Origin of the sequence: Streptomyces sp. NPDC006384, assembly GCF_042870695.1 — a bacterium.
GTDB lineage: Bacteria > Actinomycetota > Actinomycetes > Streptomycetales > Streptomycetaceae > Streptomyces.
Map to the genome: position 1 here is coordinate 24,412 of NZ_JBIAHR010000032.1, position 12,679 is coordinate 37,090.

General features: G+C 74.5%; 10 protein-coding genes. 6 read left to right on the plus strand and 4 right to left on the minus strand.

Annotated features, from left to right (window positions below; all coding sequences use genetic code 11):
• Nucleotides 1–164: 164 nt before the first annotated feature.
• Together ACFYOJ_RS32220 and ACFYOJ_RS32225 are read right to left on the minus strand one after the other, a co-directional pair.
• Complete coding sequence (locus ACFYOJ_RS32220) at nucleotides 165–1,505, minus strand: CHAD domain-containing protein (RefSeq protein ID WP_388598408.1); 1,341 nt, start codon at nucleotides 1,503–1,505, stop codon at nucleotides 165–167.
• Nucleotides 1,486–3,738, minus strand: a complete 2,253-nt coding sequence (locus ACFYOJ_RS32225) for an RNA degradosome polyphosphate kinase (RefSeq protein ID WP_356557148.1) — start codon at nucleotides 3,736–3,738, stop codon at nucleotides 1,486–1,488. The genes ACFYOJ_RS32220 and ACFYOJ_RS32225 overlap by 20 nt, the downstream gene beginning before the upstream one ends.
• A gap of 299 nt (nucleotides 3,739–4,037) precedes the next feature.
• On the opposite strand from ACFYOJ_RS32225, the gene ACFYOJ_RS32230 reads away from it, so the two are divergent.
• From ACFYOJ_RS32230 to ACFYOJ_RS32250, 5 genes are all read left to right on the plus strand, one after another.
• Nucleotides 4,038–4,580 (plus strand): RNA polymerase sigma factor, encoded by a 543-nt coding sequence (locus tag ACFYOJ_RS32230; RefSeq protein ID WP_356557149.1) that lies wholly within the window; start codon nucleotides 4,038–4,040, stop codon nucleotides 4,578–4,580.
• Nucleotides 4,577–5,425, plus strand: a complete 849-nt coding sequence (locus ACFYOJ_RS32235; protein WP_356557150.1) for a zf-HC2 domain-containing protein — start codon at nucleotides 4,577–4,579, stop codon at nucleotides 5,423–5,425. Before ACFYOJ_RS32230 ends, ACFYOJ_RS32235 begins: the two co-directional genes overlap by 4 nt.
• Nucleotides 5,426–5,603: 178 nt before the next feature.
• Complete coding sequence (locus ACFYOJ_RS32240) at nucleotides 5,604–6,464, plus strand: ABC transporter ATP-binding protein (RefSeq protein ID WP_356557151.1); 861 nt, start codon at nucleotides 5,604–5,606, stop codon at nucleotides 6,462–6,464.
• Nucleotides 6,461–8,014: an ABC transporter permease gene (locus tag ACFYOJ_RS32245; RefSeq protein ID WP_356557152.1), complete on the plus strand. Its 1,554-nt coding sequence runs from the start codon at nucleotides 6,461–6,463 to the stop codon at nucleotides 8,012–8,014. The genes ACFYOJ_RS32240 and ACFYOJ_RS32245 overlap by 4 nt, the downstream gene beginning before the upstream one ends.
• Before the next feature lie 80 nt (nucleotides 8,015–8,094).
• Nucleotides 8,095–8,772, plus strand: a complete 678-nt coding sequence (locus ACFYOJ_RS32250; protein WP_356557153.1) for an ABC transporter — start codon at nucleotides 8,095–8,097, stop codon at nucleotides 8,770–8,772.
• A 31-nt stretch (nucleotides 8,773–8,803) separates the two neighbouring features.
• Here ACFYOJ_RS32250 and mshD read toward each other — a convergent pair whose 3' ends face one another.
• A complete protein-coding gene (mshD, locus tag ACFYOJ_RS32255) occupies nucleotides 8,804–9,733 on the minus strand; it encodes a mycothiol synthase (protein WP_356557154.1) in 930 nt (309 codons plus the stop codon).
• Between the two features lie 205 nt (nucleotides 9,734–9,938).
• On the opposite strand from mshD, the gene ACFYOJ_RS32260 reads away from it, so the two are divergent.
• Nucleotides 9,939–11,765, plus strand: a complete 1,827-nt coding sequence (locus ACFYOJ_RS32260; protein ID WP_356557155.1) for a bifunctional metallophosphatase/5'-nucleotidase — start codon at nucleotides 9,939–9,941, stop codon at nucleotides 11,763–11,765.
• Nucleotides 11,766–11,951: 186 nt separating this feature from the next.
• Here ACFYOJ_RS32260 and ACFYOJ_RS32265 read toward each other — a convergent pair whose 3' ends face one another.
• The gene (locus tag ACFYOJ_RS32265; protein WP_356557156.1) at nucleotides 11,952–12,602 is read right to left on the minus strand and encodes a Uma2 family endonuclease; all 651 of its coding nucleotides are present in this window, start codon (nucleotides 12,600–12,602) and stop codon (nucleotides 11,952–11,954) included.
• Nucleotides 12,603–12,679 lie beyond the last annotated feature (77 nt).

Consider the following 12,679-nt stretch of genomic DNA (forward strand, 5'->3'; position numbering starts at 1 on the left):
GTGGGGCGGGGCGGAGGGGCCCTGGGTTACGGGAGGGTGACGTGCGGGGTGGGGGACGGTGACGTGCGGGGGCGGGACGGTGGTGTGCGGGGCGCGCCGGGGGCGTGCCGGGGCGCGGGCGGTCGTGCGCCGGTGAGGGGAGGGGCCCGGGGCTCGACCGGGGGTCAGCCGCGGGTGGTGGCCGGGTCCTTCTGCCAGCTGCGCTGGAAGGCGTACCGCGCCGCCTCCACCTCGTGCCGCTGGTCGGCGTGGAGCACGCCGAGCGCGTACGCCGTCGCCGGTGCGATCCGGGGCGTGCGGGCCGCGTGGGCCGCCGCCGCGGCCGCCTCGGAGGCGTCGCGATGACGGTCGAGGGCCTGGGCGGCGGCGTGGAGGCGGGGGTCGGCGGCGGGCGGGTGTCCGGCCGCGGTGCTGTGGGCGATGACCTCACGGGCGTAGCGGTGCAGGCGCAGCAGCAGGCGGACCTGGTGCCACGGCGCGTCCTGGGGGTGCGGTGCGGGGTCCGGGGACAGGCCGTGGACCAGCGCCTCCGCGTTGTAGGGGTGCCCCGCGGTGACCAGCGGGAGCGCCGCCACGGCGTCGGCGAGGCGTTCCTCCGCCGCCGAGGCGAGGGGGCGCAGGTCGGCCATGGCCGCGGTGGTCCGCAGCGGGACCTCGCTGGCCAGTAACGCGACCTTGTCGGCGACCGCGTGGAAACGGCTGCTGCCCAGAGCCTGCAGCGCGGTGGAGTGGGCCCGGGTGCGGGCCAGCGTCAGCTGCCGGTCGAGCAGGGCGCCCGCCTTCGCCGCACCCACGGTGAGGCTGCCGCGGTCCGGGGCCTTGGCCGACGGGTGGGCGGGCGGCGGCACGGTCATGGTCAGGGCCGGCGCGGAGCCGGCCGCCGTGGCGGTCCGCGCGCCGGCCGCCGGACGACGGCCGGGGAGCGCGGACGAACCGGACAGGCGGTGCAGGGCCTGGAGCAGACGTTCCAGGCGGGACGCGTACGCGTGCTCCAGCGCCAGCGTGCCGGACAGCCAGGCCAGTTCGGGGCGCATCTCCTCCGCCCAGTCGGCGTCCAGCAGGGGCTGGTACGTGTGCAGGGTGCCGCTGAGGCGGCGGGCCGCGCGGCGCAGAGCGAGAGCGGGGTCCACGGGGGCCGTGGGGGCCGTGGGATCGAGGGGGCCGGCGGTGTACGCCGGGGCGGTCCCCTCCGCGCCGCCCGTGCCCTCCGCGCCGTCCGTGCCGGACGGCTGTCTGCGTGCGGGCGGGGGCGCGTGGTGCGCCCCGTTCCCGCCCGCGCCGCCGGACTCCCGGTGCAGGCGCAGGGCACGGAGGAACTCGGTGGCCTGGGCCCGCAGATAGCCCGCGAGGGCGTCCGCGGTCACCGCCCCGGCCGCCTCTCCCGCGCCACCCGCGTCACCCGCGTCACCCGCCTTCCTCGCGGCCGGTCCGACCGGGTCGCACAGGCCGGACAGGCCGGGCAGGCCGGTCCGGGGGTCCGTCGGATCAAGGTGTTGCTGTGCCACGCCGGCGCCTCCGGGCGTCTATGAGCATCTCCTGGACGTTGCGCAGGGGCTGGCCGTCCGCGTCGGTCGCGTGCCGGGTCCACTCGCCGTCCGGGCCGAGGTGCCAGGAGGCGGTGCCGTCGGACATGCCGGTCTCCAGCAGCCGGTCGAGGGCCGCCCGGTGGGCCGGGTCGGTGACCCGCACCAGGGCCTCGATACGGCGGTCGAGGTTGCGGTGCATCATGTCGGCGCTTCCTATCCACACCTCGGGCTCGCCCCCGTTGCCGAAGGCGAAGACGCGCGAGTGCTCGAGGAAACGGCCGAGGACCGAACGGACCCGGATGTTCTCCGACAGCCCCTCCACACCCGGCCGCAGCGCGCAGATGCCGCGCACCCAGATGCCGACCGGGACACCGGCCTGGGACGCGCGGTAGCACGCGTCGATCACGGCCTCGTCGACCATCGAGTTGACCTTGATGCGGATGGAGGCGGGGCGTCCGGAGCGGTGGTGCTGGATCTCCTTGTGGATGCGGGAGACGAGCCCGTCGCGCAGGGACTTGGGGGCGACCAGGAGACGGCGGTAGGTCTCGCGGCGGGAGTAGCCGGAGAGACGGTTGAACAGGTCGGAGAGGTCCGCGCCGACCTGCGGGTCCGCGGTGAGCAGACCGAGGTCCTCGTAGAGGCGGGCCGTCTTCGGGTGGTAGTTGCCCGTGCCGACGTGGCTGTAGCGGCGGAGCGTGTCGCCCTCCTGCCGTACCACCAGGGACAGCTTGCAGTGGGTCTTCAGGCCCACCAGCCCGTAGACGACGTGGCAGCCGGCCTCCTCCAGCTTGCGGGCCCACTTGATGTTGGCGTGCTCGTCGAAGCGGGCCTTGATCTCGACCAGGACGAGGACCTGCTTGCCGGACTCGGCCGCGTCGATGAGCGCGTCGACTATCGGGGAGTCGCCGGAGGTGCGGTACAGCGTCTGCTTGATCGCCAGCACGTCCGGGTCGGCCGCCGCCTGCTCCAGGAAGGCCTGCACGGAGGTGGAGAAGGAGTCGTACGGGTGGTGGAGCAGGACGTCGCGGCTGCGCAGGGCGGCGAAGATGTCCGGCGCGGACGCCGACTCGACCTCCGCGAGGTCCCGGTGGGTGCCGGCGACGAACTTGCGGTACTTCAGCTCCGGACGGTCCAGGCTGTGGATGCGGAAGAGACCGGTGAGGTCCAGGGGACCGGGCAGCGGGTAGACCTCCGCCTCGCTCACCTTCAGCTCGCGCACGAGGAGGTCCAGGACCTCGCGGTCGATGGACTCCTCGACCTCCAGGCGGACGGGCGGGCCGAAGCGGCGCCGCATCAGCTCCTTCTCGAGGGCCTTGAGGAGGTTCTCGGCGTCGTCCTCCTCGACCTCCAGATCCTCGTTGCGGGTGACGCGGAAGGCGTGGCTCTCCAGCACCTCCATGCCCGGGAACAGCTCCTCCAGGTGCGCGGCGATGACGTCCTCGATGGGGACGAAACGGCCCGGGGCGGCCTCCAGGAAGCGGGACAGCAGCGGGGGGACCTTGACGCGGGCGAAGTGCCGGTGGCCGGTGACCGGGTTGCGGACGACGACCGCGAGGTTGAGCGAGAGACCCGAGATGTACGGGAAGGGGTGCGCGGGGTCGACGGCGAGGGGGGTGAGGACCGGGAAGATCTGGTGCCGGAAGAGGGTGAACAGGCGGGCCTGCTCCTTCTCGGCCAGCTCGTTCCAGCGGACCAGGTGGATGCCCTCCCCGGCGAGGGCGGGCGCGATGTCCTCCTGGAAGCAGGCGGCGTGCCGGGCCATCAGCTCGCGCGAACGCGCCCAGATCATGTCCAGCACCTCGCGGGGCTGCAGACCCGAGGCGGAACGGGTCGCGACGCCGGCGGCGATGCGGCGCTTGAGGCCGGCGACCCGGACCATGAAGAACTCGTCCAGGTTGCTGGCGAAGATCGCCAGGAAGTTGGCCCGCTCCAGGAGCGGGGTGGCCGGGTCCTCGGCGAGCTCGAGGACGCGCTCGTTGAACGCGAGCCAGCTGCGCTCGCGGTCCAGGAAGCGGCCCTGCGGAAGCGCGGTGCCCCCGCCCGTGCCGTCCGCCCGGGCCTCCAGCGACTCCTCGTACGCGTCGAGATCGGCGTCGAGGTCGGGCTCCAGGTCGGAGACGGCGGCGGCCACGGTGTGCGAGCGGTGCGCGGTGATGGAGCCCACGGAGGGCTGCTGGTGCTGGACCTCTGCCTGGGTGTTCGGCTGCCTCATGAACCCATTCTTCCGCGTCACGCTCAGGACAGGCGCGTCGGAGGGCGCGGAATGCTCTGCTCCTGGTGGCGGCACGGTCGGCTTCATTCGGCGAGGGTCGCAAGGCCGTCTGAATCGACGGTTACGGGGACATGACGTGTGGGATAGCGGGAGACCTCCGGCGGGCGGAGTCCTCCGGCGGGCGGACCACGGCACACCGGCGTTCCCCGCCCCAATGCCCCGCCCCGTCCCCGCCGCCGTCCGGGAGATCGTCCTGTGATCGTGTGAACCGGTCGGGCCGGCTCGTGCGATGAGGAGACGTGAGCGAAACGAGAAGCGACGGGGAGCTGCTGCGCGCCGTCGCGGCGGACGCCGACCGGCGCGCCTTCGAGGAGCTGTACCGGCGGTACGCCCCCTGGCTGACCGCCCGTATGCGCGGCCGCTGCGCCGACGCGGGCGTCGTCGACGACGTCGTCCAGGAGACGTTCCTCGCGGTGTGGCGGGGCAGCGCCCGCTACCGGGAGGACGGGGACGTGGCCGGCTGGCTGTGGCGGATCGGGTCCCGGCGGCTGGTCGACGCGCTGCGTGGCGACGGCGCCCGGGGGCGGCTGCGGCAGGCGCTGGCCCGGCTGCGGCACCGGGACGAGGCGTCGGCCGAGGAGCGGGTGCTCGCCGGCGTCGAGCACGGGGACCTGGCCGGCGCGCTCGTCCGGCTCTCGCCGGAGCTGCGCGCGGTGCTCCAGGCCACGGTCCTCGACGGGCTGACCACCCGCGAGGCCGCCGTCCTGCTCGGCATCCCGCCGGGCACGGTCAAGACGCGGGCGATGCGGGCCCGCCGGCAGCTGCGGGAGGCACTGGCATGAGAAGCGAGAGCGGCTGGCACGTGGACGAGGACGACCTGCGCGCGTACGCCGCGGGCGAGCTCGCGGCGCCCGCGCTGTGGTCCGCCGACACCCACCTCACCGCGTGCGCGCGGTGCCGGGACGTCCTCGCCGGGGTGAGCGACGCCGCCGCCCTGGACGCCGGGTGGGAACGGCTCGACGCCGAGCTGGACGCGCCCCGGCCCGGACGGCTCGAGGGGCTGCTGGTGCGGTGCGGCGTCGCCGGTCACACGGCGCGGCTGCTCGCCGCGACACCGGTGCTGCGCCGGTCCTGGCTCGGCGCGGTCCTCGCCGTGCTGGCGATGACGGTCGCCGTCGCCCTCGCCTCCGGCGCCACCGGAAGGCCGGCGGTCTTCCTGGCCTTCGCGCCGCTGCTGCCGCTGGCGGGGGTGGCCCTCGCCTACGGGCCCGCGCTGGATCCCACGTACGAGATGGCGGTCGTCTCGCCGATGCACGGCTTCCGGCTGCTGATGATCCGCACGGTCGCCGTCCTCACCGTCGGGCTCGGGGTCAACGGCCTGGCCACCCTCGCCCTGCCCGGGTACGGGCTGCGCGCCCTGGGCTGGCTGCTGCCCGCGCTCGCCCTCACCGCGTCCGGGCTGGCGCTGACGCCCCGGCTGGGGCCGGTGGCCGCGCCCTCGGTGGTCGCCGGGGGGTGGGGCGCGGTGCTGTTCGCCGCGGACGCGGCACGGGCGGCGGCGGACGGCCCGCTGGCGCCGTTCACCGCGGCCGGGCAGGGCGTGTCCGCGGCCGTGGCGGCGCTGGGGGCGGGGCTGCTGGTTCTGTTCCGCGACCGGTTCGACGTCTCGCCGGGGCGGGCCGTGTGAGCCGCCTTCCCTCTCGCACCGGCGCCGCTGCGTCGTCCGGCGCCGCTGCGTCGTCCGGTGCCGCTGCGTCGTCCGGTGCCTCTCCGTCCGCCGCCGCTTCGGCCGGTGCTGCTCCGCCGCGCGGTGGTTCTCCGTCCGCAGCTTTCTTCCTCGTCCCTTCTCCGTACGGGAGTGCCGTATGACCGTCACCGTCTCCGCCTCCGGGCTCAGCCTCCACTACGGGCGCACCCGCGCCCTGGACGAGGTGTCGCTGCGGCTGACCCCGGGCGTCACCGGGCTGCTCGGCCCCAACGGCGCCGGGAAGACCACGCTGCTGCGGGTGCTGGCGACCGCCGTGCCCGCCGACCGGGGCTCCTTCACCGTGCTCGGACACGACCCGGGCACCGCCCGCGGCCGGCAGGAGGTGCGGCGGTGCCTCGGCTACCTGCCGCAGACCCCCGGCTTCCACCCGGACTTCACCGCCTTCGAGTTCGTCGACTACGTCGCGATCCTGAAGGAGCTCACCGACCGGGCCGCCCGCCACCGCGAGGTGCGGCGCGTGCTGGACGAGGTCGACCTGGGCGACGTGCGCGGCAGGCGCATCAGGAAACTGTCCGGCGGCATGCGGCAGCGGGTCGCGCTGGCGGCGGCACTGGTCGGCGACCCCGGCTTCCTCGTCCTGGACGAGCCGACCGTCGGACTCGACCCCGAGCAGCGGATGCGGTTCCGGGAACTGATCGCCGGCGCGGGGGAGGGGCGGACGGTGCTGCTCTCCACCCACCAGACCGAGGACGTGGCGATGCTCTGCCACCGGGTCGTCGTCCTGGCCGCCGGCGCCGTGCGCTTCGACGGCACCCCCGCCGAGCTGACCGCGCGGGCCGCCGGACGCGTGTGGAGCAGTACGGAACGCGATCCGGGGGCGAAGGCAGGCTGGCGCACCGGCACCGGTTCCTTCCGCAACGTGGGCGACCCGCCCGCCGGTGCCGCACTCCTCGAACCCACCCTGGAGGACGGCTACCTGCTGACCCTCGACGGCACCGGCGCGGAGGTGGCGGCATGAGCACCGTACCGACCGCCGCCCCGACCGCCGCCCCGCCCGCCGTGCAGTACGGATCACCCGGGGGCGCACGGGCGGTGCTCGCCCTGGCCCGCTTCGAGACGCGCCGGCTGCTGCTGAGCGTCCCCGTCGTCCTCGCCTTCGCCGCCTATGTCGCCTGGATCGTGTGGCGCACCCGGTCCTCCTGGGACGGGTACCCGGTGCTCCAGGACGCCGACCGCGCCACCCAGGGCGGTCCCCTGCTCGTCGGCCTCGCCGTCCTGCTGTCCGCCAACTCCGCCGCCCTGCGCTCCGTACGGCACGGCACGGCGGACCAGTTCGCGATCCTGGTCGTGGCGCCCTGGCGCCGTACGGCGGCCCACGCGCTGTCCGTCGTACCGGCCGCCGCGCTCACCGCGGTGTGCGTGGCGGGCCAGTTCGCCTGGGAGGCCGCCAAACCGGGCGCGGTCGGCAGCGGTTCGCCGGCCGAGCTGCTCACCGGACCGCTGACGGTACTGCTCCTCGGGGCGCTCGGCGTGCTGCTGGCCGGGGTGGTGCGGTCGGCGCTCGCCGCGCCGCTGCTGGTCGTCTGCCTGCTGTTCACCCTCGTCCTCGGCACCGTTCCGGGCAGCACGGGCGGACTGTCCTGGCTGTCCCCGGTCGTCATCGCGAACAACACCGCCCCCCTCCCCTCCGACCTGCTGGGACGCCCCGCCGCCTGGCACGCCCTGTACCTGGCGGGCGCCGCCCTGTGCGCGGGCTTCCTCGCCGTACTGGCCGCCGGCGGTCGCGGACGGTCCGCCCGGGCGGGCGTCGCCGTACGGGCGGGCGCCGCCCTGTCCCTCGCGCTCGCGGTGACCGGCGGTGTCCTGCAGGCCCGGGGCGTGGACCCGTCGCCGGAGCTGACCGCGGCCCGCGAACGGGCCTCGGTGAGCCCGGAGAAGGAGCAGACCTGCGTCGAGCGGGGCCGGTCGGCGTACTGCGCCTTCCCCGAGTGGGAGCCGCGGACCGCCGACTGGGCCGGGGTGGTGGACCGCGTCCAGTCCCTCGCGGGCGGCACCGCGCACGAGCGGCGGCTCCTGGTACGGCAGCGGATCGACGCCCGGTACGGCCTGGAGGCCGACGCCGCGATCCCCCCGCTGAGCGCACCGCACCAGGTCACCGTGGGCACCGCCTGGGGCGGCAACCGGGTCCCGGAGTTCTCCACCGCCGTCGCCGCCGTCCTGGTCACCGGCAGCGAGGCGGCGGCGGGCACGGTGTGCGACGGGCGGATGGTCACCCTCATGTGGCTCTCCCTGAGCTGGCAGGACGACCCGATGGGCGCCCTGCGCCGGGTCCGTCTCGACGACAGCGTGGAGGGCTCCGCCGTGGTCCTGTCGCCCACCGACCCGCTGACGATGACGGAGGGTCAGACCGACGTCGTACGGCGGCTGCTGGAGGAGCCGCGCCCCGGTGTCGCCGAGCGGGTGAAGGCGCACTGGGCCGAGCTGACCGCCCCGGGCGTCACCACGGCCGAGGCGGCCGGGCTGCTGGGCGTCGCCGGGCCCGGGAAGGCGGACTCGTGCGAGGAGTGACGCGGGGAGAGGCGAGAGAAGAGGCGAGAGAAGAGGCGCGGGGGGAGCCGAGGGGAGCGGCGCGGGGAGTGACGCGGGGAGTGACGCGGGCTCTGGTGGTGCCCGTGTGGCGCACGCTGCCGCGACGGACCCTGGCCGCCGCCGGCGCCCTCGGCCTGCTGCTCGCCTCGGTCCCGAGGCTGACCGGCGCCGAACCGACGCCCTGGCAGACGCTCACCCTGCTACGAGGCATCGCCCTGACCGGCGCGCTCGGCCTGGCCTTCCTGCTGGACGACCGGGCCCGGCACCTGACCACGCCCGTCCCGGCCCGGCGCCCCCTGCGGCAGGCGCTGCGGGTGGCCCTCGTCGCGCCGTTCGCCGCGCTGTGGTGGGCCGCGGTGCTGCTGCTCGTCCCCGCCGGCCTCCGGCCCCCGGCCGGTGACATGACGCTGGAGGCGGCGGTGATCGGCGTGCTGGCGCTCGCCGGCGCGGCGGGGACGGTCCGGCTGACGGAGGAGCCGCGCCCCGGTCCCGCCGTCGCGGCGGCCCTGCTGGTCGCGGCCGTCCTCGCGCCCCTGCTGCTGCCCGAGGACTGGGCGCTGTTCGTGGTCCCGGACGACCCGAGGTGGGCGGCGGCGCACGACCGGTGGGCGGTGCTGCTGGCGGCGGCCGCCGCGCTGTGGGCGGCGAGCGGACCGGAGCCGGTGGGACGCCGGGGGCGCGTGCGGGCCGCCGGCGCGCGGGGGACGGCCGGCCCGCCCGGCACGCCGGGGGTGTGACGCACCAGGGCGTGCCGGAGGGGCGGGAGGCTCAGGTCTCCGTGCGGTACATCAGGTCCGTCTCGTGGGTGACGAAGCCCAGACGCTCGTAGACGGACACCGCCGCCTTGTTGTCGGCGTCGACGTACAGCATCGCCGTGGGCAGTCCCCGCTCCGCCAGGTGCCGCAGGCCGATGGTGGTCAGCGCCCTGCCCAGCCCGCCGCCCTGGGCGTCGGGGCGGATGCCGAGAACGTACACCTCGCCGAGCCCCTCCTCGGCGTGCACCTTCGTCCAGTGGAAGCCGATCAGCTCGCCGTCGCGCTCGGCGAGGAAGAAGCCTGCCGGGTCGAACCACGCCTCGGCCTTGCGGTCGTCGAGGTCCCGCTGGGTGAGGGAGCCCTGCTCGGGGTGGTGGGCGAAGGCGGCGGCGTTCACGGCGAGCCAGGCCGCGTCGTCCTGCCCGGGCACGAAGGTACGCACGCTCACGCCCTCGGGCAGGCGCGGGTCCGGCAGGTCCAGGTCCGCCAACGGGCGGCGCATCTGCCGCAGTTCGCGGAAGAGGGTCAGCCCCAGCACCTGTGCGAGGTGCCGGGCGGCGGAGTGGCCGCCGTGCGCCCAGAGTCGCAGCCGCTTGCCGGACGCGGCGAGCAGCGCGGAGCCCAGCGCCCGCCCGTGCCCCTGCCCCCGGCGCGAGGGGTGGATGACCAGCTCGGCGGCCGGGGGCTCGATCGGGTCGGTGCCCTCCAGCTGGGCGTAGCCGACGAGTTCGCCGCCGTCGACGGTGAGCAGCAGGTGCGAGACGCCTTCCCGCGCCGGGCCGCGCAGCTGCAGCCGGCCCTGCTCGGACACGGCCTGCTGCCCGTCGGTACGGGCGGCCTCGGCGAGCAGGGCGAGGACGGCGTCGGTCTGCTCCGGGGTGAGCGCGGAGAGGGTCTCGATCGAACGGGGGCGGCCGGGCCGCATGGTGTCGTCGCTGGTCATGTGTACGAGGTTAAGGCGAGGGGGTGGTAAAGCGGTGGTATCGCGAGCGGTCGTGGGATCGGTACCGCTGTCGGCACCGGACGGGCAAGGTAAACCAGGATGTAACCCGGGACCCCCTGTCGCGCTACGCGCGTTGACCCTAGGCTGTCGCGCCGTCGGGCCGTCTCCTCAGCGGCTCGTGTCACGCACACCCACAGGGGGCCGCATGCCAGCCACAGCACAGCCGCACCAGCCGCGCCGCAGACGCCGTACGGCCCGTCTGCTCGTCGCCGCCGCCACCGTCGCCACCGCCGGGGCGCTCGCCGCGGCGGCCCTGCCGGCGTCGGCGGTCGCGGACGGGAACCACCGGGGCCACGACCGCGGTCACCACAAGCCGGGCCGCTACCAGGACGTCCAGCTCCTCTCCTTCAACGACCTGCACGGCAACCTGGAGCCCCCGGCCGGCTCCTCCGGCCGCGTCACCGAGGTCCAGCCGGACGGTACGACGAAGACGGTCGACGCGGGCGGCGTCGAGTACCTCGCCACGCACCTGCGCCAGGCCCGCAAGGGCCACCCGTACTCCGTCACCGCGGCCGGCGGCGACATGGTCGGCGCCTCCCCGCTGCTGTCCGGACTCTTCCACGACGAGCCGACCGTCGAGGCGCTGAACAAGCTCGACCTCGACGTGTCGAGCGTCGGCAACCACGAGTTCGACGAGGGCGCCAAGGAACTGGCCCGCCTGCAGAACGGCGGCTGCCACCCCGTCGACGGCTGCTACACGGACGAGGAGTTCGAGGGCGCCGACTTCCCCTACCTCGCCGCGAACGTCCAGGACGAGAAGACCGGCAAGCCCCTCCTCAAGCCCTACTGGGTGTGGAAGCACAAGGGCGTCAAGCTCGGCTTCATCGGCGTGACCCTGGAGGGCACCCCGGACATCGTCTCGGCGGAGGGCGTCAAGGGCCTGACGTTCAAGGACGAGGTCGACACGATCAACAAGTACGCCAAGGAGCTGGAGCGCCAGGGCGTGAAGTCGATCGTCGCCCTCATCCACGAGGGCGGCTTCCCCGCCTCGTCCTCCTACAACTACGACTGCGACTCCCCGGGCGCCGGCGACGGCGTCTCCGGCCCGATCGTCGACATCGCCAAGAAGGTCTCGCCGCAGGTCGACGCCCTGGTCACCGGCCACACCCACAGCGCGTACGTCTGCACGATCCCCGACCCGGCGGGCAAGCCCCGCACGGTCACGTCGGCGTCCTCCTTCGGCCGCCTCTACACGGACACGACGCTCACCTACGACCGCGCCACCGGCGACATCGCCCGCACCTCGGTGAAGTCGGCCAACCACGTCGTCACCCGGGACGTGGCGAAGGCGCCGGACATGACCCGCCTGATCGACCGCTGGAACACCCTCGCCGCCCCCATCGGCAACCGCCCCGTCGGCTACATCTCCGGTGACATCGACCGCACCGGCACCGAGTCCCCGCTCGGTGACCTGATCGCCGACGCGCAACTGGCCCACGGCAGGTCCCTGGACCCGGAGACCGACCTCGCCCTGATGAACCCGGGCGGCATCCGCGCGCCCCTGACCTACGCGGCCTCGGGCAGCGAGGGCGACGGCGTCGTCACGTACGCCGAGGGCTTCACGGTCCAGCCCTTCGCCAACACGGTGAACCTGCGCAGCTACACGGGCGCCCAGCTGGTCCAGGTCCTCAAGGAGCAGGTCAGCGGCCCCAACGAGGCCTCCCCGAAGATCCTCCAGGTCTCCTCCGGCCTCACCTACACCCTGGACCTGACCAAGTCGGGCGCCGACCGCGTCGTCACCGGCTCCATCCGCCTGAACGGCGCCCCCATCGACCCGGCGGCCACCTACCGCGTCGCGGCGAACAGCTTCCTCGCGGGCGGCGGCGACGGCTTCACCACGATGGGCCGGGGCACGGACGAACTCGTCGGCTCCGACGACCTGGCGGCCTTCGTGCAGTACCTGACGGCCAACTCCTCGGCGAGCGCCCCCCTCGCCCCGCCGGCGGCGGACCGCATCACCATCGTGAAGTAGCGCTCCACGCTCTTCCCGCGGGCCCGCGACCCTCACCGGTCACGGGCCCGTTCCTTTTCCCGCTTGCGCTGCGCCCGGCGCTGTCGCATGAGGAAGGTGTCGAGTCTCCAGGGCAATTGTGCAACGGGCTGTTGCACACAAGGGGAAGCCGACAATCACACCCGTCACGTGACTCCCCGTCCGGGATCAGGTGTGCTTGGGGCCGGTGATCGCCTCTCCGATCACGAAGCCCGTCGCGGGTCCCTTCGGGATCTCGACGTCCGTCCCGTAGGGGACGCGTACGACACCCAGCCAGTCACCCTTGTCGGGGCGGGGTTCGGTGAGCACGGTGACCGTGCCCTGGGCATCGTGGTCGTCGATGATCACGTACACGAGGTTCCCGGCACGGGCGTACTCGCGGCGCTTCCTGACCCGATCGCGGTCCTCGTTGTGCCTGCCGGGGGAGACCACCTCGACCACCAGACGAACCGCCGCCGCGTCGACGCCGAGCCCGTCCTCGTCCGCGTACGGTTCCAGGTCGTCCGGTGCGACGAAGAGGTCGGGGATCCACGTCCTGCGCCGGAAGACGACGTTGGCGTCCTGGTACGCCGAGTACTCGCCCTCGCCCAGGAAACGCACCAGCGCGTTGCGCAGCCGGTTGACGGTCCGGGCGTGGGGCAGGCGGCCGGTGGGCGACACCTCGATGGCTCCCTCGATGATCTCGGCGCGGTAGCCCTCCGGGAGTTCCATGGCCTTCCACGCCTGCCACACGACCTCGTCCAGGCCGGGGCCCTGCTCCGTTCCGGTCGCTGCGAACTCGGACATGGTCTCGGGCCTCTCGTACGCAAGAGCGGTCATGGTGGCGTCACCTCCTCAAATGTGGGCTGGACCTGCTCGGGGGACAAGCAACGTCGTCACGCTACGTACTGTGGCCT